Genomic DNA, 24,999 nt, shown 5'->3' with positions numbered 1-24,999 from the left:
TGGCTAAACGCTTAATGACTTGCCAGAACGGCCAGCCATTTAACCTTCAACCATTTAGCCATTTGACATTAGCTTCTGCTGCCACTTCCAGGAGCTAGCCAAGCTTTCTTCCAGAGTAGTAGTGGTTTCAAACCCTAATACCTGATTGGCCTTGGTAACGTCAGCGTAGATGGCGGGCACGTCGCCGAGGCGAGGAGGCCCGATAACATAATTGAGCTTCTGGCCGGTTGCCTTCTCAAAGGTCTGCACCACTTCCAGCACACTGTTGCCACGGCCGGTGCCTACGTTAAAGGTCTCAACGGCCTCGCTCTCCCCTTTCAACAAGCGCTCCACGGCTACCACATGAGCTTTTGCCAAGTCTACCACATGGATGTAGTCGCGGACGTTGGTGCCGTCGGGGGTGTCGTATGTATTGCCGAAAATGGTAAGCTTCTCCCGAATGCCAGCCGCTGTCTGGGTTACAAAAGGAACCAGATTATTGGGTACGCCCAGCGGCAATTCCCCAATCAGAGCCGAAGGATGGGCGCCGATAGGATTGAAGTAGCGCAGCAGAATGGTGCGCACGCTGCTATTAGGCGCGGCCACTACGTCACGCAGTATGTCTTCGCAAATCTTCTTCGTGTTGCCGTAGGGCGAAGTAGCTGGCTTAGTGGGCGTTTCCTCCGTCACGGGCAGCTGGTCAGGGATGCCGTATACCGTGCAGGAAGAAGAAAAAACCACGTTCGGCACCTCAAACTCCTGCATCACTTTCAGCAGTGTGAGCAAGGAGCCGATATTGTTATGGTAGTACGCCAGTGGCTTCTGCACCGATTCGCCCACAGCTTTGTAGGCGGCAAAGTGAATGGCGCCACGCACGTCTTTCTCGTGTGCAAACACCTCGCGCAGTGCTATTTCGTCAGCGCAGTCAATGGCGTAGCACGTGATGCTGGTTCCCAAAATCTCTTTCAGGCCGTGCATCACAGACTCGGAAGAGTTGCTGAAGTTATCAACAATTACAGGCTGATAACCAGCCTCGTATAGCTCTACTACCGCGTGCGAGCCAATGTATCCTGCGCCGCCGGTTACTAATATTTTCGTCCTTTCCATTTCTGAGTGGTTAAATGGCTGGGGGTTAAATTGCTGATTGTTGAATGGCTAAATGGTTGATTATTGAACATTCAACCATTTACCCTCCAGCCATTTAACTATTTATATCACAAGCTCCAATAGTGCAGATCCTGCATCTTGCTGCGGTACAGACCTTTAATATCAACCAAAACGGCATTATCAGCCGTGATAGACTGGAAATACGCTTCGTTTTTGTCGAGGTAGGGCTTATGGCCCACGGCTACAATAACGGCGTCATAGTCAGTTCTAGTCTCTTCGGCGGACGTGAGGCGGAAGCCATACTCATGGTGCAGCTCGTCAGAGTCAGCGTGCGGGTCTACGATATCCACATTGACAGAGAAGTTTTTCAGCTCCTGAATCACGTCGGCCACCTTGGAGTTGCGAATGTCCTCCACGTTCTCCTTAAAGGTAGCGCCCATTACCAGCACCCGGCTTTTGGCTACGTCCTTGCCTTGCTTAATCATCATCTGCACCGTTTTGCGGGCGATGTAGGCTCCCATATTGTCGTTGGTGCTCCGGCCGGAAAGAATAACCTTGGCATCAAAGCCTAGCTCCTTCGCCTTATACGTCAGGTAGTAAGGGTCAACGCCAATGCAGTGGCCACCGACTAGGCCGGGCGAGAACTTAAGGAAGTTCCACTTGGTGCCCGCGGCCTCCAGCACCTCATAGGTGTTGATGTTCATGCGGTCAAAAATCAGCGACAACTCATTCATCAGCGCAATGTTGACGTCGCGCTGGGTGTTCTCGATGATCTTGGCTGCCTCGGCTACTTTAATGCTGCTGGCGCGGTGTACACCGGCTTTCACCACCAACTCATAGAGCTTGGCAATGATATCCAGCGACTCATCATCGCAGCCGGCCACTACTTTTATGATGCTGGTCAGCGTGTGCTCCTTATCGCCGGGGTTGATGCGCTCGGGTGAGTAACCCACCTTGAAATCCTGAGGGAATGATAAGCCCGACAGCTTCTCCATCACCGGGATACAGTCTTCCTCGGTGCAACCGGGGTATACAGTGCTTTCAAACACTACGTAATCACCCTTTTTGAGCACTTTGCCCACGCTGGTTGATGCTCCCAACAAGGGCTTCAAATCGGGCATGGCGTGCTCGTCGATGGGCGTGGGCACGGCCACGATGTAGAAATTGGCCTCACGCAATACCTCCAAGGAGTCGGTGAATGTGATGTCGCAGCCCTCGAAGTCTTTGGCCTCCAGCTCGCCGCTGGGGTCTATGCCGTTGCGCATCAAGTCGACGCGGGCGGCGTTTATATCGAAGCCGATAACGCTGAGCTTGCGGGCAAACTCAAGGGCGATAGGCAAGCCCACGTACCCGAGGCCGATAACGGCTAGCTTGGCTTTTTTCTGAAGTAATTGCTCGTACACAGGAAGAGGAAATGCTGAATTTTGACTTATGAATTTTGGATCGCAATAACAGGTATTACCTGATTATCAAAGGTTAACTCGTACTGCATGCCGCTTTCGGGGCAGGTGGCCCGCTGGCTGGCATCGAAAATAAGACGGTGCCCCGCGCGGCTCATCCAGCCCTGCGGGCGGGCCGGATTACCGTACACTAAGGAGTAAGGGGACACGTCGTGGGTTACTACGGAACCGGCGCCTACAAAGGCGTATTCACCCAACCGAACTCCGCATATAATAGTAGCATTGGCCCCCACGCTTACGCCGCGCTCCAGTACGGTAGGCTGGTATTCGTGGCGGCGCGGCACGGCGCTGCGCGGATTGCGCACATTGGTAAAGACGACGGATGGGCCCAGAAAAACATCATCGGCGCACTCCACGCCCGAGTAAAGGCTCACGTTGTTTTGCACTTTCACGTTGCTACCCAAGCGGACGCCATTCGCTATCATCACGTTTTGCCCGATGCTGCAGTTTTCGCCCAGCTCACAGCCCGCCATCAGGTGGGCGAAGTGCCAGATGCGACACCCGGCGCCAATACGGCAGCCGTCGTCGAGTACAGCGGTGGGATGTGCAAAATAGGCAACCGTATCAGTCACGAAAGCAGATAACTAGCTCGGCAGGCCGCCGATTTTGAGCCCGCAAAGGTAGGACTTTTTAAGTTTGAGAAGTTCGGATTCTGTGAGCGTGGGGGCCCCTACTCGACCATTACCCCAGTCACCATCCGGTCTTTACCGAACATATCCTGCTGAATTTGCCCCCCAGCGTACCCCAGCTCAGCGAGTAGCCTGCGTACGGCTGTGGCGTATTGCTCATTTATTTCGAAGTATAATTTGCCCCCCGGCCGCAACAATTCCTGGCCCAGCTCAGCGATGCGCCGATAGAAAAGCAACGGGTCATTATCCGGCACAAACAACGCGGTAGCCGGCTCGTAGTCCAGCACGTTGGCCCGCATTTGGGCCCGCTCGCTTTCCAGCACGTAGGGCGGATTGCTCACCAGTACCGCCAGGCTGTGGGGGGCAATTCCGGTCGGTGCGGCTCGCAGAATATCGACTTGCTGAAGCTCTACGTTTGGCGCATAGCGGGCCGCGTTGCGCCGGGCCACAGCCAGTGCCTCAGCCGAAATATCCACTCCTATTACCCGGGCTGCTGGCAGGGCCTGGCTGAGGGCAATAGGAATGCAGCCCGAGCCCGTGCCGATGTCGAGAATGGTAAGCTGGGGGCATTTTTCTGCTCTTTGCTGATAAGCGCCACCAACTCTTCCGTTTCGGGGCGGGGGATGAGCGTGGCGGGCGTTACTTCCAGCTCCAAGCCCGCAAAGTGAGCAGTACCCAGCACATATTGCAGGGGTTCATGGCGCAGGAGCCGAGCTTGGGCAGCGTCTATTAACTGCGCCTTTTCTGTGGAAACCAGCTCAGTGGCTTGCATGCGGCGCTTTAAAGGCGTCAATTCCAGATAATGCTCCACCATCTGCCCCGCAATGGCAGCGGCTTCAGGCTCAGGATAAATGCCCCCCAAAGTGGTGGTGAGGCGGCGCGTTAGCTCCAGGATGGTCATACGAAGCAGGGTTTGTACCTTCGGCCATAAAGCTACGTTCCTCCCACCCCGTATGCGTGATTTTGATGAATTGATAATGCGCCGCGCCCTCGACCTAGCTCGGCTGGGCTTGGGCTATGCGCGGCCTAACCCGGTAGTTGGCTGCGTGGTAACCCACAACGGCCGCATCATCGGCGAAGGCTGGCATGAGCGCTACGGCGGTCCGCACGCTGAGGTAAACGCCCTGGCGGCCGTTGCTGATAAAAGTCTGCTGCCCAAAAGCCGCGTGTACGTGACGCTGGAGCCGTGTGCTCACTTCGGCAAAACACCGCCTTGCGCCGACTTACTGATTGAAAGCGGCGTCCGCGATGTCGTCATCTGCAACCTCGATCCTAACCCGCTTGTAGCCGGCCGCGGCATCGACAAGTTGCGCGCTGCTGGTGTGCACGTGGAGACAGGCGTGCTGGAGGCGGATGGGCGGTGGCTCAATCGGCGCTTCTTCACTTTTCAGGAGAAGAAACGGCCCTACGTGGTCTTGAAATGGGCCGAAACGGCCGATGGACTATTGGCCGGACGGTTTTATCAGCCCATTCAAATAAGCGGGGCGCTGGCCCGCGTGGCGGTGCATCAGTGGCGCGCCGAGGAGCAGGCCATCTTGGTAGGCACGCGCACGGCCCTGCACGACAACCCCAATCTGAACGTGCGCGACTGGCCCGGCCAAAATCCCGTGCGCGTGGCCATCGACAAAAACCTCAGTTTGCCCCCAGCCATCATCTGCTCGATGGCAAGCAGCCTACCTTGGTTTACACGTACCGCGAGCGGGCTGCCCGGCCCAACATCGACTACATAAAGCTACCCGAAGCGGAAGACTTATTCCCTTGCATTCTGGCCAACCTCTTTGAGCGTCAGATACAATCGGTGCTGGTGGAGGGTGGCCCTACTGTGCTGACTTCTCTATTAAAGGATGGTCTTTGGGATGAAGCCCGAATACTGCGCAGCCCTAAAAACCTTGGCGCGGGCATTGCGGCACCCCAACTGGGTATCAGGCATTTGCACGAGCAGGTAACTCTGGGCGACGATATGCTGTTTGTCTATCACCACTACCGCGCGTAAGCCGCAGCTTGCCTCGCCGTAGCTCAACTTTATCCTACATCTCACGACCACAAAAGCCGCAGCTTACCCTGCTTTTCTCATGGCTGAAGAACTCATTCTCGACCTTACGCTTACCAAAGCCGAAAAATACCGTCAGCTCCTGCCCCAGATTGAGGCCCTGACTACCGGCGAGCCCGACCTGATTGCCAACCTGGCTAACACGATGGGCGCTTTAAAGCAAACCTTTGGCTTTTTTTGGGTAGGCGCTTACCTGGTAAAGGGCGATGAGCTGGTGCTCGGGCCTTTTCAGGGGCCAATTGCCTGCACCCGAATCCGGCACGGCAAGGGCGTATGCGGTGCCAGCTGGGCCCAGGCCCAGACCCTGCTTGTACCCGATGTGGAGCAGTTTCCCGGCCACATTGCCTGCAGCAGCGAGTCGAAGTCTGAAATCGTGGTGCCGGTGCTGAAAGATGGACAGGTAGTAATGGTGCTTGATGTAGACAGCGACCAGCTCAACGACTTTGACCAAGACGATCAGCAGGCCCTGGAGCAACTCGCGCAGCTGATGGCAAGCTGGTTTTGAGTAACTCGCTTGTATTTTGTATAGTCAAAAAAGCCCCCAGAAAACTCTGGGGGCTTTTTTTATTAGTGATATGAAAATTAATACATGATGTAAAAAAGAAAGCCAGGAAAATCCCGGCTTTCTTTTTTGGTGCTTACTGTTGGGATAAGCTCAGCTTATCGCTCAATAGCAATGCGCTTGTTTTCCACTTTACCATTAACAATCAGGCGGCAGAAGTACACACCGTTGGGCAGATCCTCACGGGTCAGCTTAACAGTATAGTCACGGTTGCCTTCTATCTCAGCATTATAAAGCGTTGAGACTAAGCCACCCAAGCTGTTATAGATGTATACCTGCGCCTTGCCACCTTCGGTGCTGCGGAAGCGGATAGTAGCCTGGTCAGCTATTGGGTTCGGGTAAACCTCCAGCACGTTGCTGGCTGTCTTCACCTCAGCAGTCTTCACACCACCCACCGACGCAACACTTGTCTGTTGAACTGTTACGGCATTGAGCGTTGAGGTGCTCCGTACGCTGATTCTACCACCTTTCAACTCCTTCATCACCGTTTTGCCGCCAATCCAATTGCTGGAGAAGAGAAGCTCGCCGGTAGATGACCGGAGCGTAACGCCAATCTGGTGCGATTTGCCCGTCAGAACAGACTCGAATGCCTGTATGGAAAGGTCGAGGTTACCAGTGACCGTAACGCTGGTGAGCGGGTTAGCATCCGTGGTGTAAGACAGGTTGGCCTTCGTGTTGAAGTCGCCCTGGTTGCCTTCAGGATTCGAGAAAGTGCCTAATGTGTTGATGGCATTGCTCTTGATCTGATACGTGCGCCACTCGGTGCCAACCTGCTTTCTGAAGATGATATTGGCTTGGCCCTGGATATTCTTGCCGCTTTTGTTCCACTTCATCGTGAAACCAAAGTTCATCTTCGAATCGACAGTGCCGGCATGAGTGCCACCCGGATTAGCCATCACCATGCTGCCCCCACCAGTTACATAATCTTGGCCGGGTACAGCTATCGTAATCAGCGTTTGGGGTTCAACCGTACTGCCCTCATAATAATTGCCCTGTGCTATAGCGCTCAACTTGAACGTCTTACCCCCTTCTTTAAACTCACCTTCAGTAAGCTCGATGACCTTGACATCAGTACGGGCTACCCCAACCGTAGGATCATCAGTATTCAGCAGGTTGACTTCAAAAAGACTACCAAACAAATTGGTGGAGGTGCCTACTTCTCTGAAGGCCACACTTGAAGCCACATTCGTGTTTTTGACAGCCCCGCGTGAGTCATCAGCCTTATCAGTGAATGTTGCGATATATTCCACATTCGCATTGTAGGAGCTGGAATTGGCAGTACCAAAGTACTCTAAGCCAGAGTATACTAAGTCAGCATCCTCTTTTGTAACACCAAGCGCAGTAGTGCTGGTGGCGCTAGCTATGTTAGCTGAGGTTGGCGTAAACACGGCCGACACACTATAAGTACCAGGCTTCTGCATAATTGCGAACGACTTGATTATGGTGCCATTCGTAGCATTCCAGTCTTCAATAATTGAAGAGCCTAATGTTTCAGGCGAGCCACCATTGCTGGTTATCTTGTACAGGATAGTACCACCCGTGCTGTTTAGTGGTGCCTCAGCAGTAGTCGAGGTAACCTTAGCAGTTAGTGTGATTTTATCGGAATATTGTACTGATTGAGTATTAACGACCAGCACCATTTGTGCAACTGCCATATTGATGGTCGCTGTAGTGGCCGCCGTGGTGTTGGCTGTGTAGTTACCAGCATCTGTGCCGGAAATACTGATGCCATTCACCGTCACTGGCTTATTCACACCAACCTTAAAGTCAGCGAAGGATGCACTAGTGTAAGCAGTCGTTAGATCATCTCCACCTACCCGGTTGTCTTTCAGACTTACAGTAGCATTCGTTGTGCCATCGAACAGTTTGTCTATACCGGTTGCAGTCACCAGCAAGTCGCGCTTGCTTATGCTAGCAGTAGTAGTGCTTACGGTAGCTAAGTGATAGTTGGCAGCATCATTACCTGACAGCAAAGGCGTATTAAGCGTTACCGTTTTGTCGGCACCAACATTCTTGTTGCTGAAGGTAGCAGTGCCACTCAGAACTACGTCGTCCGCACTGATGGCTTTCACAACCGAGGTACTTATCACATCAGCTGTTGTTTTACCATCATACACTTTGTCTTTTGATACAAAGGTGCCAGTAGTGCTCAACTTCGTGATATCGGCAGTAGTCGTAGTGGAACTGTTGAAGGTGTAATTCTTTGCATCAGCACCAATCAAGTCCAAATTCACTACCGAGACAGTTTTGGCCGTACCTACACCTTTGTCGGAGAAGGAAGCCGTGCCAGCCGTCAGACTAACATCATCTCCCATTGCCTTGCCTTCCAGAGTACGGGTCAGGATCGTGGCGGCCCCGGTGCCGTCATACACCTTGCTGGCAGCTGTTGCTGAAGCAACCAGCGCTTTGGCGGTAATAGCAGCCGTAGCAGCAGCACTGGTGTTAGCCGTATAGTTGCCAGCATCCGCACCTGCTTTGCTTACCGTCGCCGTAACTGCCTTGCCCGGAGCCACATTCTTGTCGGCAAACGTGCCGCCAGTAGAAGCTACTGTCACTACATCCCCGGCTACCAGACCGCTGGTAGCAGCGAGGAAGGCTGAAGTAGTAGCCGTAGCATTTCCGTCGTAGACCTTGTCTGTTGCGCTAAGCGAAATAACCAGCTCTTTAGCTGAGATGTCAGCCGTGGCAATGGCCGTGGTGTTGGCTGTGTAGTTACCCGCATCAGCACCGGCTTTGCTTACGTCACCGGTCACCGTTTTGCCCGTACCGACATTTTTGTTGTCGAACAGACCGTTGAGAACACTCACTGTTACAGCGTCTTTCTCAACCAGGCCACTGGCGATTGAAGCAGTCACAGCCGCGTTTTTGTTACCATCATACACCTTATTCTGAGCGGCAATGTCAATGACCAGCGTTTTGGCAGTAATAGCAGCCGTAGTAGCAGCCATTGTGTTGGCAGTGTAATTGCCGGCATCGGCGCCCCCGGTGATGCTCACATCCGCCGTCACTGTTTTGCCCGTACCCGCGTTCTTGGTATCAAACAATCCGCCGACAGCGTTTACTGTTACAGCATCATTAGTAACTAGGCCATTGGTGATGATAGCCGTTACGGTAGCATTTCTGTTGCCGTCATAGGGCTTGCTGGTGGCCGTAATGCCAATTGTCAGTTCTTTTGCAGTGATGTTAGCCTGGGCAGTAGGATTAGTAGTCGGCAGGCTATAGTTGCCGGCGTCGCCACCATCCAGTCTGAAGCTGCTGCCGGTTACAATCTTGTTGATGTCTACATTCTTATTGGCGAAGCTGGCACTACCACCCGTGAGGGTTACCGCGTCAGTTTCCAACACACCATCCAGAGAACGGGTCGTGATGGTAGCTGCCGTGCTGCCGTCGTATACTTTATGAGCAGCGGTGAACACGGGGGTTAACTCAGCGGCCGTGATGTTGGCTGTTGTTGAAGCTGAGTTGGCGGTCAGGCTGTAGTTGCTGGCAGAATTGCCCCCAGCGCTACGGTTGCGGTTACTGCTTTATTCTGTCCAACTTTTTTGTCGTTGAACTGAGCATTTGTAACGGCTACCGTTACTACATCACTTCCTACCAGGCTGGCGGCGGGCACGCTGCCCAAAGCAGTGGCATTACTAGTAGCATCATATACTTTACTCTGCGCCAGAATCGATGCCGTGAGTGCTTTGCGGGTAATGGCAAAGGTGCTGCCAGCGGTCATGCTCAAGTCATAGTTTGTGCCCAGGCTGAGCGTACCCAGATCGATGGCGTAGGTATTCACGTTCTCGCCACCAGCACGCGCCAATTGGCCCGAGAAATTGTCGCCGTCTACTTTTGAACCCGTAGTAATCGAGTACCCTAATACTGGATCAGTAGTCGTACCATACACCTTACTTTGGTTCGCAGCAGCCGTTACTACAATAGGCCGGGCAGTAATAGCGGCCGTGGCCGTAGCCGTAGTGTTAACCGAGTAGTTGCCGGCATCCGCGCCGTCCAGGCGCAGGCCTGCTGCCGCGACGGTTTTACTATCAGCTACGTTCTTATCTGCGAATGCAGCGGTGCCAACCGTCAGGGTAACGGCGTCCGGGCTAATCACTCCTACTAAAGTGCGGGTAGCGATGCTGGCCAGCGTAGTTCCGTCATATACTTTGCTGTCAGCGGTAATGGAAGCTGTTAGCGGCTTGGCCGTGATTTCGGCAGTTGCTGTGGCTGAGGTGGCCGACAAGCTGTAGTTACGGGCAGCCTCTCCTGTCAGAGCTACTGTTGCAGTCACAGTTTTATTTGTTCCAACCTGTTTGGTAGCAAAAGCGGCATCGCTTACTGCTATAGCTACCTCATCACCGGTTACCACATCGGCGGCGGGTACGCTGCCTGTTGCGCTTGCTGTCGTGCCGCCATCATACTCTTTGTTGCTGGCAACGATAGAAGCTGTTAAGGCTTTTGCCGTGATTGTAAACTTCACCCCAGCGGTCAGGCTCAGTACGTAGTTATTGCTCAGGGCCAGGGAGCCCTGGGTAATGTCATAAGAACCTACCGTGCTGCCCTGTTCTCTGGACAAGCTGCCAGTGAAGGCGTCCGTTCCAACTAATACTACTGGCTCGTAAGCTAAAGCCGGCTCGGTAGCGCCATAGGTTTTGCTCTGACCAGATCTGGGGGTCACCGTAACGGCTTTCGTTGTGATAACGAAGTCATTCGTGTTATACGAAACCGTATAGTTATTTATAGCCGAGGCATTGGTCGAGCTGTTTTTGATGGACAGCGTTCCTTGCTGAATGGCGTAAGAACCTACATTTTTGCCCCCACACGGCTCAATGCACCCGTGAATACGTCGGTGCTGGCTAAGCCACGGCCGCTAACCGTATAAGCAAAAGCGGCTGGCTCATCGTCGCCGTATACCTTTGTCAGGTCAGAAGCTGCCGTAATGGTGATAGGGCGAGCGGTGATGCTTAGGTTGGCAGGAACAGGATTTACCGTGTAGTTAGCCAGCGCTTCCCCGCTGATGGTGGGTGTAATAACATAGGCACTGCCCACTGGTGAGCCAACCGAGGCTGTGCTGCTGCCGCCGGTTGTGAAGGTATCATCGTTCTTCTGACCAGAGACCGTGGCCGTAAAAGAAGGATTGTCATCTCCGTACACGCGGCTTGCGGGGTCAGCCGTTACCGTCAGGGCGGCCTTAGCAACAGTCAGCGTACCGGCTACATAAGTGAAGCTGTAGTTTGTAGCTACGCCACCACTTACAGAGATGGGATATGTGCCAAATCCACTGCTTTCGTTAGAAGCCGTAGCTGCAACGGGAGCAATAGTCAGCGCGCTGGCATCCTCGGTTCCGGCAAAGCCATCATAGCTTACCGTCAAGGGTGGAGTTGCATCCCCGTAGGACTTGCTCTTATTGTCAGCCGTGGCAGTAAGCTCTTTACGCTCGATGGTAATAGCTGCCGTGGCGCTATTGGTAGTGTAGTTAGTGCTGGCAGCATACGTGGACGTAGCTAGGTACTTGCCGGCATTACGAGGAGCTGTGGTGCTGGCGCTGTACGATGTACCATCAGTGCCTTCGTACGTTACGGAAGTAATCGTCAAGTTATCTCCATTCACGCCTGTCACGCTCACGCCGGTGGCTGGATGCGCCTGCGTGTTGTACGTGAAGGTTCCGCCGGTAATCGCGACAGCAGGCGTAGCTGGGGTTACCGTGAAGCTACGCGTTACGTCGGTTGCAGCATTATACGTGTCGTTACCGCCCTGAAAAGCTTCGATAATTACCTCACCAACTCCTGTGATAAAAAGCTCCCCTTTGGTGAGAATAGCTGGTCCCCTTGCTACTGAAATAATCACTGGCAAGTTGGAAGTAGCTGATGCACTGATTGCAAATGGTCTGACGCCATACACTTTCGAGTCTATAGCCGCAAAGGTGATGGTTTGGTCTAGCTTGTTTACGGTCAGTGTGGCTACGCTGCTGGTAACCGGTGGGGTGCACTCACCGCTTACCGTCACATAATAGCTACCGCCATTAGCAGTAGTTACCGAGCTAATTGAATAGGTGCTGCTGGTGGCGCCACCGATAGGAGCACCCGAGCCTACAAGCCCTTTGTACCACTGATACGTGAGGCCGGTACCCGTTGCCGCGACGGAGAAGCTGGCTGCCTCGCCTACGGTTTGGGTTGCGGGCTGGGGCTGAGCGGTAATAGCAGGGGCAGCATTTATCGTTACAGACTTTGTAGCCGACGTGACATTGCATCCATCGCTGGCGGCAATCAAGTTAGTCACCACGTAAGTACCCGGCGTACTGGTGCCGGGCGTGATCTGGCCGGTGGCAGCATCCAGGGTCAGGCCGGCGGGAGAAGCTGTAAATGTGCCAGCCGTAGCGCCTGTAGCCAGTATGGCCGGAGCAGAGGAAACAGAGGTGCAATATGCAGCAGCACCGTACGAGAACGTCGCCACCGGAGTGTTCGTAATCGTGACGGCGGCAGTGGCGCTATTAGAGCAGGTGCCCGACACCGTATAGGTTACGGTATACGTGCCGGCCGTGCTTGCACTCAGGTTAATCTCACCCGTGTTTTCATTCAGGGTCAGACCGTTGGTTGAGGTAAATTTGCCCCCCATAGCACCAGTAACAGCCGGCGATGGATTAGTGCCCGACTTACAAAATGGCGAACCGCTGTAAGTGAAGGCAGCGCTGGGCACAGGATTAACCGTTACAGCCGTAGCGTCCGAAGTAGCCGAGCAGCCGTTGTTAGTAACCGTAACAGAATAATTACCACTGGCACTTACGGTAATGGCTCGCGTGGTCTGGCCGCTGCTCCACGAATAGCTTGTGCCTTCTGAAGCAGTAAGGGTTACGGAGCCGCCAGCGCAGAAGGTAGTTGGGTCACTCGCACTAATCGAGGCAGTAGGTGCAGCAGGCTGTGGATTGACTGTAACTTTGGTCGTACCGGAAGTACAGCCGTTGCTGCGCGTCGACACGAAATAGTCGCCCGCTGCCAGACCCGAGAACACACCACTTGTATTAATGTAATTGGTGCCGTCGATGCTATAAGTGATACCGGTGGCTGGAGCTGGAAGGCTAACTGTGATAGTGCCTGTAGCTAAAGCGCAGGTAGGCTGTTGGGTTACGCTGGCCGTGGGGGCATTAGGGACAGCAGTAATAGAAACAGCTCGAGTAGCACTATTGGAGCAGCCATTGTTGGTGAGTGTATAGCTAATGATGGCTGAGCCGACGCTAACGCCTGTAACTATACCTGATGCTGCATCAACAGTAGCAACTGCCGTATTTGAACTGCTCCACCCGCCACCGGTAGTAGCGGTGCTTAGGGTGGTAGTGCCGCCTACACATGCCGCCGCTGTGCCAGTAATTGAGGCTACCGTAGGTGCAGCATTGATGGTCACCGACCTCACAGTTTGAGCAGAAGGCCCATTACAGCCGTTAGCCGTTACTTGAATATCAACTGAGCCGGAAAAACCACTGGCCCAGGTTACGACACCTGTCGAGGAAATTGTACCAGCTGTGGTTTTACTCAGCGACCAGTTAAATCCTGTGCTGTTAGTAGCCGTGGTGGCATAATTCGTTGTAGTGGTGCTATTCGTTAACTGGCAGGTTGGTTCGATTCCTGACGCAATGGTTATAGCAGTAGGTTTTCCTACCGTTGCATTTATCTTCAGGATACTAGCTGATAGACCACCATTTGGTAGCGCATTCGTGACCACTCTAATACGATATCCCTCGCCTGTATTAGTGCTACTTGGTAGAGTGGCGTTAATAGTCCCACTGCCATTGCCGCCATTATTTAAAGAAAATTGGGTTGGTGAATTAGGGCTAGTAATGTTTGTTGCAGGAGAATTAAAAGCTCCGTTGGCATCCGATAACTCGGCTCTAAATGTATAGGTAGCACCCGTAGACCTTGGGCCATCAAAGTTGAAAGTCACATTCACAGTACTACCTGCGCAAAATGGACTACCAGATATAAGGCCTGTACTAATACTATTTTGCGCCGAGACCTGGGCAGCCAGTAGCAGCAGGAACAGCAAGAGCCCGTAGGCCTTGCGATGTATCCCGCTTTGGGGGGTGGGTAGAAGTGTACTCATAGATGTGGTATGAGGGGTAGATGTGTACTAATAGGTATTGTTTAAGTGCAAAAATTAAATGCTGACCAACAAGCTAAAGAGAGCAAGAAACAGGAATGCGAAGAATGCTTACAATTGGAGCCTATTGACCAATATCTATGTGAATATCCAACAAAAAATGTGACGCTTCTAATTTCTTCAGAATAATTACAACATTTTTTATGGTTTATCCGTAAAGCACGTGTTTTGCCCGCTTAACAGCGGTTTGTAGTCGACCAACAGACTTATAAAATCTATATTTGATATAAACTATGTACCTAGATTACCGCAATTGTTGAGCTTAGAAATAAATAGTCGTTTGCAATCATCATAATAGTCTAATACATTGTTTATCAATTGTTTATACAACAAACAAGTTTGTGATTTAAGCAATCAGATAACACACTTAATATAATTTAAACCCGGAAATGTTTAATTCTCCAAACTTATAGTAAGCCATTGCATACAAGCACATAGCCTATTCAGAGATTCATCACTAATGCTTTGCATAAACAGATAGGAGCCTATTTTTAAGCAGGACCTTTCTAAGAATCTGTTATTTGGCTTCAAGACCTGGTTTTAGCCGTATTTTATAAAGAACATATGCAGTAGCAAGTTGCTGGGCTTAAAGAATCGTATTGCACTAGTTTGCAGATTCTCCTACTTTGTTCAAAGGGTCTATACAAGCTTATATGCCTTATAACCAAGGCACAGGCGTACGCTAAGTATGTTCTATGACTAGTTTGCCTTTACTGTTCAGCCAAGCTTATGGCTTGACATGCGCAGGGCTACAGCATCCTAAATTCACGGGCTCAGCCCTCGAAAAGCCTGAAGATTTTCTGGTCAGATTATGTTAACCTTATACCAACTGTATGCGCAAAGTGGTCCTGTACATTGCCGCGAGTCTCGACGGCTACATCGCCTCGCCTGATGGCTCAGTAGACTGGCTACCACCTCTCCTACCGGGCGAGGACTATGGCTACGCCGACTTTCTTTCAACGATAGACACGACTTTGCAGGGCCGCACTACCTATGAGCAGGTGCTCACCTTTGGTGAATGGTCGTACCCTGAGCTTATCAATTACGTTTTTACCAGCAACCCGCCCACTGAAGCGGTGCATCCGTCCGTCAGGTTTGTAACGACGGATGCAGCCGAGTTTGTCCGGGAATTGCGGCAGGAAGAAGGCGGCACAATCTGGCTTATTGGAGGCGGTAAGCTTGTGGCCCCTTTACTGGCCGCAGGGCAGGTTGATGAGCTGATGCTGTTTGTGGTTCCGAGGCTACTAGGCAACGGTATTCCGCTGTGGCATGAGCCAAAACACTCACAACCGCTTAAATTGCTGCGTACCCATACTTGGCCTGATGGCATGACGCTATTACATTATCAGCTAACTAACATTGAATAAAAAAGCCCCCAGACTAAGTCTGGGGGCTTTTTTGGGTATCACAGATCGTTTGTGCGGGTTAGAAAAGACTCGGGGTTTCCGTTTTCAGCTGGGCAATAACTGTTTCGCCGCCCTTCACTTTATCGCCGAGCTGCACTTTCAATACAGTATCCAGCGGCACGTATATATCGACGCGGGAGCCGAACTTGATGAAGCCAAACTCTTCGCCCTGGCTTACTTCGTCGCCTTCGCTCACGTACCATACAATGCGTCGGGCCATAGCGCCGGCAATCTGCCGGAAGAGGACCATGGGCCCGGCTTCCGACTGCACTACGACTGTAGTGCGCTCGTTTTTGGTGCTACTCTTGGGATGCCAGGCGACCAAATAGTTGCCGGGGTGATATTTGAAATAGCGCACCACACCCGAAATCGGGTTACGGGTGATGTGCACGTTGATAGGCGACATGAAGATGCTGATCTGCTTGCGCGTATCGTCAAAGTACTCAGGCTCGTGCACGTCTTCAATCACCACTACTTTGCCATCGGCGGGAGCGATAAGCAGATCTTCGTGGGTAAGCAGATTGCGGTAAGGGCTGCGAAAAAATTGCAACAGCAGCAAAAAGGCTACGGCCGATGCCCCTACAAATATGAAGTTGAAGGTTTCGTTGCGACTATTAAACCGAAACAGCAACAAATTAACGGCCAGCAGAGCCAGCAGCGTAAAGAATAGTATGCGTCGTCCTTCTTTGTGAATCTTCATAAATCGCAGATTAGCTGCGCTGACCTAAGGATGAACCCAACCAGCAAAATGCGCAGCTACAGGGTTTCAACTAATCAAACAGAAAAGAAAACTGGTTTTGTTGCCGAGTTTGGTCACGAATGTACAAAAGCCTGACAAAGATAGCCCGGACCAAATGGTCCGGGCTAGCAATTAGACCGTTTTAGGGCTATTCTGTTTGCATACGCACAATTCAGCTATAGGGTCTAATTAACCAACGAAACTGATATCGGCGCTGAGTACGAAAGGCTTAGTAGCCGCCGCGGAATTTGTACGTCTGCGCTACTTTATCGATGGCTACTATGTAAGCCGCAATACGCATAGGCACTTTGTATTTCTGGCTGGTGGCGTACACTTTCTCAAAGGCATCGTTCATGATGCGCGCTGCGCGCTCAATCACCATACCTTCACTCCACTTGTAGCCTAGGCGGTTCTGTACCCACTCGAAGTAGGACACAGTAACGCCGCCGGAGTTAGCCAGAATGTCGGGCACTACCATAATGCCTTTGCGGTTGATAATATCGTCGGCGCTGGCTGAAGTAGGGCCGTTGGCACCTTCCACAATCAGCTTCGCCTGAATTCGCTCAGCGTTGTGCTCCGTAATCACGTCCTCTACGGCCGCTGGTACTAGTACGTCTACAGCGCTGGTCAGCAGTTCGTCGGGGTCCATGGAAGTAGCGCCGGTGTAGCCTTCCAAGCGGCCGTTATGCGCGTTTTTGTAGGCAATAGCTTCGTCGATGTTAATGCCTTCTTCGTTCCAGTAAGCGCCGCTGATGTCAGAGACACCCTTAATTTTTACGCCTTTCTCGCAGAGCAGCTTAGCTGCCCACGAGCCTACGTTGCCGAAACCCTGCACCGCTGCCGACGACTTGGTGGGATCCATTCCGAGCTTTTTCATAGCAGCAATGGCAGATACCATTACGCCCCGGCCCGTGGCTTCTACCCGGCCCAAAGACCCCCCATCACCAGCGGCTTGCCCGTCACGACGGCGGGTGAAGTGGCGCCCGTGGTTTTGGAGAACTCATCCATAAGCCAAGCCATTTCGCGGGGGCCAGTACCCATATCGGGCGCTGGAATGTCGCGGTCGGGGCCGAATACGTCTTTCAGAGCCAGCGTATAGCCGCGGGTCATGCGCTCAATCTCGCCGGCGCTCATCTTCGTTGGGTCGCAGATGATGCCGCCCTTGGCGCCGCCATAAGGAATATCAACTACAGCGCACTTCCAGGTCATCCAGGCGGCCAATGCTTTCACCTCGTCGAGGTGCACGTGCATGTCGTAGCGGATGCCGCCTTTCGACGGACCCAGAATGGTGTTGTGCACTACGCGGTAGCCTTCAAACACCCGAATCTGGCCATTGTCCATGGTCACGGGAATATTGACGATTACCTGCTTGTCAGGTGCTTTTAAAACGTTGTAGGTTGATTCGTCTAAACCCAGAATCTCCGCCGCGATATTAAAACGCGACATCATGGATTCAAGTGGATTTTCGCGGTCCACGATAGGGGCCGGCTCTTTGTACACCGTGGTGACAGCCATAGAGGAGGAATGATTGAAAAAGGGTGGGAATTATGATTGGAGGCACATTAAGGCCGGGTGGAGCCGTAAATGTCCCCTGGGTTTGGGGTGGTCAAAGGTACTAGGTTTGTGCATACGCTGAATAAACCGCCTTGATGCTTTGCTATGCAATAATTGCCCCAATCCAGACGCTACGCCCTGTTTGAGGCAACGAAACAGGTTGCAGCTCCACAGTTGAAAGCTGTGGAGCTTATGCAATAAACTATTAGAAACAAGAGCTATGCGAAGCGTTTCTGGGAATTGCCCCTAGTAAGCCGGAAAGTAAGGCTTACTCCACTAATAGCTGTAGGAGCACCAACACCGGCAGCACCAGCAGCAACGCATCAAACCGATCAAGCAAGCCACCGTGCCCGGGCAGAATCCGGCCGGAGTCCTTCACGCCTACGCTACGCTTGAGCATCGACTCGGCTAGGTCGCCGAGCACCCCAAATACGGCTACAACAGCCGCAGCCACTAAGCGGTGTGAAAGCGGCATATCGGGCAGCAAATAGCCTAAGGCCCAGCCCATCACCAGCGTCAGCAACGCTCCGCCAATCCAGCCTTCCCAGGTTTTGCCGGGCGAAATGTTGGGGGCCAATTTGTGCTTGCCCATGGTTTTGCCAGCGGCGTAAGCGCCAATGTCGGCGGTCCAGACGAGGAAGAGCAGGGCGAGAACACGGCGGAAGTCGTAGCCAGCATCGGTAAAGGCCAGCACGCTGAGCAGACTCATCGGAATACTCACGTAAAACAGGCCCAGCAGGTTCACCCCAATATTCCCAAACGGGTTTTTTGAGCGCGGCCACAGAATCATTTCCCGCAAAATCAGCAGGACGGGGATGAGAACCAGACTACTGAGTAAAGCACGCTGAATCAGAAAGCCGAACGAATAAAAAGCCACCGGGCTCCCCGGCGCTGCATCCGCGTTGTAAATCTGAATGGCCGAATTGCCTTCCGTATTGTAATGCCCGGCGCCTGCAATCAGGTGTACGCCCATGAAGAGCAGCACGCTCACTCCTACTCCCATAGCCGCGACCGGCGCGTAGCCGGTCTTGCGCATCATGCGGTAAAATTCGAGCAGCATCTTAGCCTGCACCAACGCAAAAAACACCGCGAAACTCCACGCGCTGTACCAGATGCAGCCGAACAGCAGCACCGCGCCCAGCGCCCCGAAAATAACGCGCTGCGCTAGGTTGGACATCGGCTTCTTGCCTGGGGGCTGATCGGTCAGAGCGGATTCGGCTGGGGCGGGCGTGGGGGGCAAAATAGCGAGGTTAAGGGAAGATAAAAGTTAGGAAGCCGACTTGTCATCATCGACCTCAATGCCCCGACCGCTGAGCGTGTGGCGCTCATGCGGCACGGGCGCGTCGGCGGCGCGCACGGCTACCCCGGTGCTGCCAATGGTATGAGCCTCAGTAGGTTCGGCGGTGGGGGCCATTTTTTGGTACAGATAATACAGTATGCCAGCCGTGAGCAGGGCCGAAATCAATACAAGCGGCCAGGGCAGACTCTCGGTTGAGTCGGGATTGAAGGCATCGGTAGTCAGGGCGCGCTGCTGCACTAAGTACAGCAGCAAGAGCTGAAACGCATTCTGGGTGAAGTGAGCCGCCATGGGCACCAGAATATTGCCGCTCCAGGCATAGAGGTAGCCAAAAATTACGCCCAGGGCCAGACGCGGGATAAAGCCAAAAAACTGGAAGTGAATGGCGCTGAAAATAGCGGCCGCCAGCCAGATACCGGCGTGGTGACTGCCCGTCCACTGCACCAGATTGCGCTGTACCACTCCCCGAAATACCAGCTCCTCACTAATGGCCGGCACAATGGCAATAACCAGCAGAGCCACCAGAAGACGCGTAACCGTATTGAACTGCGTCAGCGACTTGGTCATGGCTTCCGCTTGATCCTCCAGCTGCCGCGCCCACGTTTCAAACCCCTGCATGAAAGGCGGGAAATGCATCTTGGCATTCCATTCTACTAAGCTCGACATGGCGGGCAGGCTGACGATAACGAGCACTCCAGCGAGCAGCAGCCATTCATTGTGTGTGGGCCGCCGGGGGGCAAAATACTCGGCCCAGCGGTAGCCCTGCATCCAGGCCAGCGCCAATGCCGAACCGGCAAAGCCAATAAACAGCGTCAGGCCCTGACTGAGCATAAGCAGCGACCAGCCATCGGGGTGCGACCCGGGCCGGCGCGTGACGTTGCCCATCTCCAGCAAGCCAATATCGTAGATGCTGCTGGCCAGAACAGCGATGAAAAATGTGGCTACGCACAAGCCGCCCACCATCAGGCCAACGAGCAAGAGCAGAGTCAGCAATGGGTGCAAGCGGCTGGACACGAAACCTTTCATAGCAGACAGGTGGTTACGGGAAACTTGGAAGTGTCGTAAATTTGCGCAAATTCCTCTAACTGCCTACTTGTGGTACACATCCGCGACCTAGCTCTGCCCGATTTCCCGTTGCTTTTGGCTCCTATGGAGGACGTATCCGACCCGCCTTTTCGGGCCGTGTGCAAAGCCAACGGGGCTGATTTGATGTACACTGAGTTTATTTCCTCGGAAGGATTGATTCGGGACGCGGCCAAAAGCAAGAAAAAGCTCGACGTGTTCGACTATGAGCGGCCCATCGGCATCCAGCTTTTTGGCTCCGACGTAGCTACGATGGGCGAGTGCGCCGCGATCAGCACCGCCGCTGGCCCCGACCTGATTGATATCAACTACGGCTGCCCCGTAAAGCAGGTGGCCTGCCGGGGCGCCGGCGCGGCTCTGCTGCGCGACATTCCGAAGATGGTGGAAATGACGTCGGCGGTGGTGCGCAATACCCATTTGCCCGTGACGGTGAAAACGCGCCTGGGCTGGGACGACGACACCAAAAACGTGGAGGAGGTAGCCGAGCGCTTGCAGGATATTGGCATTGAGGCGCTTACCATTCACGGCCGCACCCGTGCGCAGCTTTACAAAGGCGAGGCCGACTGGACCCTGATTCACCGGATCAAAAACAACCCGCGCATCCACATTCCCATCTTCGGCAACGGCGATATTGACTCGCCCGAAAAGGCGGCGCTTTATAAAGAGCGCTATGGCGTCGATGGTATCATGGTGGGTCGGGCCAGCATCGGCTACCCCTGGATTTTCCGCGAAATAAAGCACTACCTCGCCACCGGCGAAAAGCTGGCGCCGCCTACTATTGAGGAGCGCGTGGCGATGTGCCGTATGCATTTTGAGAAGAGCATCGAGTGGAAAGGACCGCGCGTGGGTGTGTTTGAGATGCGCCGGCACTATGCCCAATACTTCCGCGGGCTGGAAGGCGCCAAGCAGTGGCGCACCCGCCTAGTAGACGCCGAGCAGCCCGCAATCATTCTGGAAATTCTGGAAGAAATAGCCGCCGCCGAACCGGTAATGGTGGGATAAGGCTGAAGTCAGGTATTTGCCCCCAGACTAGTTCTGGCTAACCAAGTGATAGGCCCATCTGCCGAAACTGAGCCGCTGAGTCGCGGGCACCCCAGCGCCGTTGAACTTGGCCGTCTCGGACCACGAAGTGTTCCATCGCGACAATCTCATACGTCTTGTCCGTAATGGCGCTCCCACGAAACGAACCGATCGATTGTCCACGCTCTGTGTAGCGCACTGCCACTTCATCGCCCTCAGCGATTATAGACTCTACCTCTAGCTGAATGTTGAAGGCGTTATGCAACTCTTGCCAGACTGGTATTACTTGCTCCATACTACCCCAGCCGAGCACCCCATACACCAGCGCATCGGGGGCAAAAATAGTGCGTAAGGCTTGCATATCACCTTGGTTAAAGGCTTTTACATAAGCCTGTACAACTAATTTGTTAGCTTCTGTTGGCTCCATAGTATGGTTCAAAACATAAGTTGTAAAGCAGCAGTCTGGCACAAGAATCTTCACAGCTACAAGTCTACAGAACGGCGTGATAATTAACCAGTCAACTATTGATTTTACTTGTCTGGCGCTGCACATGCAGTTAGTGCCACTTACCCGCATCCTCCCGATACCTCAGTACTTGTTTTGATCTTTGTAGCCATTATGCCTACTGCTCCTCCTATTGCTCCTGCTTCCACCGCCACCATCGCGCCTGCCCAACGTATTCCAGCCTCGGCCTGGGTGTTGCTCGTTGTTTTGGCCTGCATCTGGGGCACCTCGTTTATTCTGATGAAGAAGGGGCTGGAGGTTTTTTCGGCTCTGGAGCTGGGCGCGGCGCGGGTGAGCATTGCCGCGTTGGTGCTGTTGCCGTTTGGGCTGCGCCACGTGCAACGCGTAGAGCGCAGCCGCTTCAAGTATTTGCTGCTGAGCGGCATAGTAGGCACGTTTATTCCGGCGTTCCTATTTGCTTACGCCGAAACCAAGCTGGCCTCGGGGCTGGCCGGCGTACTCAACGCACTTACGGTAGTGTTTACGCTGCTGGTGGGCGCTCTATTTTTCCGGCAGCGTATTACGCCGCTGCGGGCACTGGGCATCGGGCTCGGCTTTGTGGGTACGGTGGTTCTGATGGGCTTGGGCGGCAGCGGGGGCTCGGCCACTCCTACCGGCCTGGGCAACGCCTGGTACGGCCTCTACATCGTGCTGGCCACGATGGGTTACGGGGTTAGTGTCAACGTGATTAAGCACCATCTGCATGGTATTCCGTCGCTGGCAGTTACCAGCCTGCTCCTCATGCTTATCGGCGGCCCGGCCCTGGTTTTCCTTTTCGGCTTCACCGATTTTCTCGTGAAGCTTTCTACTGTGCCCGGCGCCTGGTCGGCCCTGGGCTACATCGCGTTGCTGGCCTTTATGAGCACAGCAGTAGCGATGGTGCTGTTCAACAAGCTGATTCAGGAATCGACGGCGCTTTTTGCCAGCTCCAATACGTATCTGGTGCCTATCGTGGCGCTGGGCTGGGGTGTGCTGGATGGCGAAACCATCAACCTGCTGCATTGCCTGGGCATGATTATCATTCTGGGGGGCGTTTTTATGGTAAACAAAGCCAGATAGACCGCGCAAAACCTGGTTTACCGCCTTGTTTAGCCAAGTATCCACTACCAGCCGTGGCGCCACACCAACAGCCCCAGCACCGTGAAAGCGGCGAGTGCTAGGCTCCAGGGCCAGTTCGCTTTCACGGCTCGCCACCATCCAGTCGGCTTACGACGCTTATTTCGCACTGCTTTTGGCATGCTGGAACCTACGTACAAAGCATTGCTGCTGGATTCTCTGCGTCGGGCTTGCCTGCTCTGGCACCTGAGCCTAGCCCGAGCGCCTAAAAAGCCCCCAGAAGTCAAACTGAACCCACCGGTGCGCGCGCCCACCCCGAAGCTCCGGCGAAACCCAGGTAGCCGATGGCTCGAAGCGTACGCGACCATAAGTGAGCACCAAACCGCCGCTGCCCTGCACTATCCCGCGCTTCAATTGGCTTGCACTCAGCGTATAAGGACTCTGCCGATTAAGCATTCCGCCCTGTAGCGTAGCATTATAGCCTACTACTCGCCCTTCTAAGCGGCCCTGAGCGAAAACCTGTAGTTTTTTCCCCCCAGCCCGGCCCACTGTTGAGTTTACACCAAGGTCGCTGAAATACGGGTTCATTTTCCCCGCGCGCACCAGCAAGCCAGTGGCCGCCAGCGTGTACAACGTACCCACCGAGGCCCGCGCCGTACCGATCAGCTCCACGAATTTGCCCCCCGCGGCTATTTGCTTCTCGGCGGCAACGTGGTAGCCCATTACCAAGTCGTTTCGCACCTGATAATCCCAGCCCTGCGGCGTGGGTGCATCCAGCAGTTCATGTACTTTGGTTTGAAAGCCCTTCGCCCCGGCGGCCGGCCCGATAAAGCCTAGGTCGAGGCCGGCAGTCAGCCGCTGCCGTTGTCGGGGCTGATTAGCAATGCGGTACAGCGAAGCATAGATGTAGGAAGCATATGGCCGGTCGCCCACCCGGATAAACGCATCCTGTATTCGCAGCGGCGTAAAACCATCATAAAACAACTTCACGCCATGATAGCGCACGGCCGCCATTTTGCCCCCCAGCAGGATTTTATTTACCGGCGACTTGGCCAGCGCGGGTAGCACCACATTCAGGCTCATGCCTTGGGTAAAATAATAGTCAGTGCGAAAAAAGGCGTCGTTTGCGAAAGAATAGGCGATGAGATGGTCAGGGCTGACAACACTACTGTCGGGGGGCATTTTTTGGGCCCGTCCTGTCCGAATAAGGGTCAAAATCAGCAGCAAAGTACTCAGCCAGTAGCGCATAGAGCGCTATGTACGCAGCCTAGGGCCAGTTCAGTTTGGAGTTCATCTGCCAGCTGGCGCACATTGTATGCTTTATAGAAACAGGTTTGATAATCAAGTATTTAATTAAAACCATCTTACATCATTCCGTAAACCTGCAGCTACATTTGCTTCTCACAGACGCGTTTTGTGTAGTTTGGTCTATACACGAACCAGCCTTACCTTTCTTTATCGCCTAAGAAGCGGGTAGTTGCTTGATTACTTCAAAGCTCCTCTTTCTTAGTTCAGCACTACTGCCGGGCCTCATGGGCCAGTATCACACGCAACACATGTCTATTCGCACCGATAACAAATGGGACTGGGAAATCGGGTCCAAAACCAGTTGGTGGGGCACCAGTTTGCCTGACCTTTGGGCTTACCGACACTTAGCCTCAGGGCTGGTGCGCCGCGATTTTCTGCTCGTCTACCAGCAAACCATTTTGGGTCCGCTGTGGGTGTTGCTGCAGCCTCTCCTGACCCTGATTACGTATGTCGTCGTTTTCGGCAAAGTAGTCGGCATTTCAACGGGCGGCACCCCGCCCGTGCTTTTCTACCTGGCCGGCATTATTCTCTGGAACCTGTTCAACGATACGTTCACCAGTATCTCATCCACCTTCCGCGACAACGCTCAGGTATTCAGCAAGGTCTATTTCCCGCGCCTTATTATTCCAGTTGCGCGCCTTACCGGTTACCTATTCAACTTCGGCATCCAGTTCGGGTTACTAATCTTAGTGCTGGCCTATTATTTCATTTTTCAGGGCCTACCAGTGCCGGATGTTAAATGGCTGTTGCTTGCGCCCGTAGCCATTTTGCTCGTTGGCACAATAAGCTTCGCGCTAGGCTTATTCTTCTCTGTATTGACGGCAAAGTACCGGGATATGAACTACCTGATAGGATTAGGAACCCGTCTGCTCATGTTCCTGACTCCCGTGATTTATCCCGTCGGCTACGTATCGGAAAAGTGGCGCTGGCTTGTGCAACTCAATCCTCTCACCCCCCTATTTGAGTTGTTTCGCCGCGCGCTTCTGGGCCAGGGAGTGGTTACTTTTCCCCTCTTCGCTTACAGCTTCATCGTTACGGCTGTCCTCTTGTTGGCCGCGCTGCTTATTTTTAATAAGCAAGGAGACAAGCTAATAGATACGATATAAAAACA

At 53.5% G+C, this 24,999-nt stretch carries 18 protein-coding genes and 2 pseudogenes; 6 read left to right on the top strand and 14 right to left on the bottom strand.

The window, feature by feature from the left end; translation table 11 throughout:
• Window positions 1–54: 54 nt before the first annotated feature.
• The 5 genes from galE to H9L05_RS23365 form a co-directional block, all read right to left on the bottom strand.
• Window positions 55–1,086, bottom strand: a complete 1,032-nt coding sequence (gene galE / locus H9L05_RS07710; RefSeq protein WP_187733670.1) for a UDP-glucose 4-epimerase GalE — start codon at window positions 1,084–1,086, stop codon at window positions 55–57.
• Between the two features lie 107 nt (window positions 1,087–1,193).
• Window positions 1,194–2,489, bottom strand: coding sequence for a nucleotide sugar dehydrogenase (locus H9L05_RS07705; protein WP_187733669.1), 1,296 nt, complete (start codon window positions 2,487–2,489; stop codon window positions 1,194–1,196).
• A 26-nt stretch (window positions 2,490–2,515) separates the two neighbouring features.
• Window positions 2,516–3,118 carry an acyltransferase gene (locus H9L05_RS07700; protein ID WP_187733668.1) on the bottom strand — a complete coding sequence of 201 codons (603 nt, stop codon included), beginning with the start codon at window positions 3,116–3,118 and terminating at the stop codon, window positions 2,516–2,518.
• A 98-nt stretch (window positions 3,119–3,216) separates the two neighbouring features.
• Entirely contained in the window at window positions 3,217–3,720 is a 504-nt protein-coding gene (locus H9L05_RS23370; protein ID WP_262892692.1) for a N5-glutamine methyltransferase family protein, read from the bottom strand.
• On the bottom strand, window positions 3,657–4,076 hold the full coding sequence (locus tag H9L05_RS23365; RefSeq protein ID WP_223284805.1) for a class I SAM-dependent methyltransferase: 420 nt from the start codon (window positions 4,074–4,076) through the stop codon (window positions 3,657–3,659). The genes H9L05_RS23370 and H9L05_RS23365 overlap by 64 nt, the downstream gene beginning before the upstream one ends.
• Between H9L05_RS23365 and ribD the strand changes: the two are divergent.
• Together ribD and H9L05_RS07685 are read left to right on the top strand one after the other, a co-directional pair.
• Window positions 4,027–5,168: pseudogene (ribD, locus tag H9L05_RS07690) on the top strand (bifunctional diaminohydroxyphosphoribosylaminopyrimidine deaminase/5-amino-6-(5-phosphoribosylamino)uracil reductase RibD). The gene H9L05_RS23365 and the pseudogene ribD overlap by 50 nt on opposite strands.
• Window positions 5,169–5,247: 79 nt before the next feature.
• On the top strand, window positions 5,248–5,730 hold the full coding sequence (locus H9L05_RS07685) for a GAF domain-containing protein (protein WP_187733667.1): 483 nt from the start codon (window positions 5,248–5,250) through the stop codon (window positions 5,728–5,730).
• 155 nt (window positions 5,731–5,885) lie between these two features.
• Here the strand turns inward: H9L05_RS07685 and H9L05_RS07680 are convergent, their stop codons facing one another.
• The 3 genes from H9L05_RS07680 to H9L05_RS07670 form a co-directional block, all read right to left on the bottom strand.
• Window positions 5,886–9,227: a YDG domain-containing protein gene (locus H9L05_RS07680; protein WP_394368489.1), complete on the bottom strand. Its 3,342-nt coding sequence runs from the start codon at window positions 9,225–9,227 to the stop codon at window positions 5,886–5,888.
• Window positions 9,228–9,256: 29 nt separating this feature from the next.
• Window positions 9,257–10,447, bottom strand: coding sequence for a YDG domain-containing protein (locus tag H9L05_RS07675; protein WP_187733665.1), 1,191 nt, complete (start codon window positions 10,445–10,447; stop codon window positions 9,257–9,259).
• Between the two features lie 125 nt (window positions 10,448–10,572).
• Complete coding sequence (locus tag H9L05_RS07670) at window positions 10,573–13,167, bottom strand: MBG domain-containing protein (RefSeq protein WP_187733664.1); 2,595 nt, start codon at window positions 13,165–13,167, stop codon at window positions 10,573–10,575.
• A gap of 1,586 nt (window positions 13,168–14,753) precedes the next feature.
• On the opposite strand from H9L05_RS07670, the gene H9L05_RS07665 reads away from it, so the two are divergent.
• Window positions 14,754–15,287, top strand: coding sequence for a dihydrofolate reductase family protein (locus H9L05_RS07665; protein ID WP_187733663.1), 534 nt, complete (start codon window positions 14,754–14,756; stop codon window positions 15,285–15,287).
• Between the two features lie 58 nt (window positions 15,288–15,345).
• Here H9L05_RS07665 and H9L05_RS07660 read toward each other — a convergent pair whose 3' ends face one another.
• From H9L05_RS07660 to H9L05_RS07645, 4 genes and pseudogenes are all read right to left on the bottom strand, one after another.
• The gene (locus H9L05_RS07660) at window positions 15,346–16,026 is read right to left on the bottom strand and encodes a phosphatidylserine decarboxylase family protein (protein WP_187733662.1); all 681 of its coding nucleotides are present in this window, start codon (window positions 16,024–16,026) and stop codon (window positions 15,346–15,348) included.
• Window positions 16,027–16,294: 268 nt separating this feature from the next.
• A pseudogene (locus H9L05_RS07655) lies at window positions 16,295–17,580 on the bottom strand (Glu/Leu/Phe/Val family dehydrogenase).
• Window positions 17,581–17,887: 307 nt separating this feature from the next.
• Window positions 17,888–18,859, bottom strand: a complete 972-nt coding sequence (locus H9L05_RS07650) for a phosphatidate cytidylyltransferase (RefSeq protein WP_187733661.1) — start codon at window positions 18,857–18,859, stop codon at window positions 17,888–17,890.
• A 27-nt stretch (window positions 18,860–18,886) separates the two neighbouring features.
• The gene (locus H9L05_RS07645) at window positions 18,887–19,942 is read right to left on the bottom strand and encodes a CPBP family intramembrane glutamic endopeptidase (RefSeq protein ID WP_187733660.1); all 1,056 of its coding nucleotides are present in this window, start codon (window positions 19,940–19,942) and stop codon (window positions 18,887–18,889) included.
• A 69-nt stretch (window positions 19,943–20,011) separates the two neighbouring features.
• Here H9L05_RS07645 and dusB point away from each other — a divergent pair, with 69 nt between their 5' ends.
• The gene (gene dusB, locus H9L05_RS07640; protein WP_187733659.1) at window positions 20,012–21,001 is read left to right on the top strand and encodes a tRNA dihydrouridine synthase DusB; all 990 of its coding nucleotides are present in this window, start codon (window positions 20,012–20,014) and stop codon (window positions 20,999–21,001) included.
• Window positions 21,002–21,038: 37 nt separating this feature from the next.
• On the opposite strand, the gene H9L05_RS07635 is transcribed toward dusB, so the two are convergent.
• Window positions 21,039–21,446 (bottom strand): ester cyclase, encoded by a 408-nt coding sequence (locus H9L05_RS07635; RefSeq protein ID WP_187733658.1) that lies wholly within the window; start codon window positions 21,444–21,446, stop codon window positions 21,039–21,041.
• A 192-nt stretch (window positions 21,447–21,638) separates the two neighbouring features.
• Here H9L05_RS07635 and H9L05_RS07630 point away from each other — a divergent pair, with 192 nt between their 5' ends.
• Window positions 21,639–22,583 carry a DMT family transporter gene (locus H9L05_RS07630; RefSeq protein ID WP_187733657.1) on the top strand — a complete coding sequence of 315 codons (945 nt, stop codon included), beginning with the start codon at window positions 21,639–21,641 and terminating at the stop codon, window positions 22,581–22,583.
• 249 nt (window positions 22,584–22,832) lie between these two features.
• Here the strand turns inward: H9L05_RS07630 and H9L05_RS07625 are convergent, their stop codons facing one another.
• On the bottom strand, window positions 22,833–23,828 hold the full coding sequence (locus tag H9L05_RS07625; RefSeq protein WP_187733656.1) for a lipid A deacylase LpxR family protein: 996 nt from the start codon (window positions 23,826–23,828) through the stop codon (window positions 22,833–22,835).
• Window positions 23,829–24,112: 284 nt separating this feature from the next.
• On the opposite strand from H9L05_RS07625, the gene H9L05_RS07620 reads away from it, so the two are divergent.
• Window positions 24,113–24,994, top strand: coding sequence for an ABC transporter permease (locus H9L05_RS07620; RefSeq protein ID WP_223284804.1), 882 nt, complete (start codon window positions 24,113–24,115; stop codon window positions 24,992–24,994).
• Window positions 24,995–24,999: the final 5 nt, after the last annotated feature.

This window comes from Hymenobacter qilianensis (genome assembly GCF_014489555.1).
Lineage (GTDB): Bacteria > Bacteroidota > Bacteroidia > Cytophagales > Hymenobacteraceae > Hymenobacter > Hymenobacter qilianensis.
This window is presented reverse-complemented; position numbering and strand designations above follow the sequence as displayed.

Coding starts and splice junctions, on each gene's coding strand:
- H9L05_RS07635 (WP_187733658.1), bottom strand. CDS start 21,446: ATGGAGCCAACAGAAGCTAACAAATTAGTTGTACAGGCTTATGTAAAA.
- H9L05_RS07645 (WP_187733660.1), bottom strand. CDS start 19,942: ATGAAAGGTTTCGTGTCCAGCCGCTTGCACCCATTGCTGACTCTGCTC.
- galE (WP_187733670.1), bottom strand. CDS start 1,086: ATGGAAAGGACGAAAATATTAGTAACCGGCGGCGCAGGATACATTGGC.
- H9L05_RS07685 (WP_187733667.1), top strand. CDS start 5,248: ATGGCTGAAGAACTCATTCTCGACCTTACGCTTACCAAAGCCGAAAAA.
- H9L05_RS07630 (WP_187733657.1), top strand. CDS start 21,639: ATGCCTACTGCTCCTCCTATTGCTCCTGCTTCCACCGCCACCATCGCG.
- H9L05_RS07665 (WP_187733663.1), top strand. CDS start 14,754: ATGCGCAAAGTGGTCCTGTACATTGCCGCGAGTCTCGACGGCTACATC.
- H9L05_RS07620 (WP_223284804.1), top strand. CDS start 24,113: ATGGGCCAGTATCACACGCAACACATGTCTATTCGCACCGATAACAAA.
- H9L05_RS23365 (WP_223284805.1), bottom strand. CDS start 4,076: ATGACCATCCTGGAGCTAACGCGCCGCCTCACCACCACTTTGGGGGGC.
- H9L05_RS07625 (WP_187733656.1), bottom strand. CDS start 23,828: ATGCGCTACTGGCTGAGTACTTTGCTGCTGATTTTGACCCTTATTCGG.
- H9L05_RS07660 (WP_187733662.1), bottom strand. CDS start 16,026: ATGAAGATTCACAAAGAAGGACGACGCATACTATTCTTTACGCTGCTG.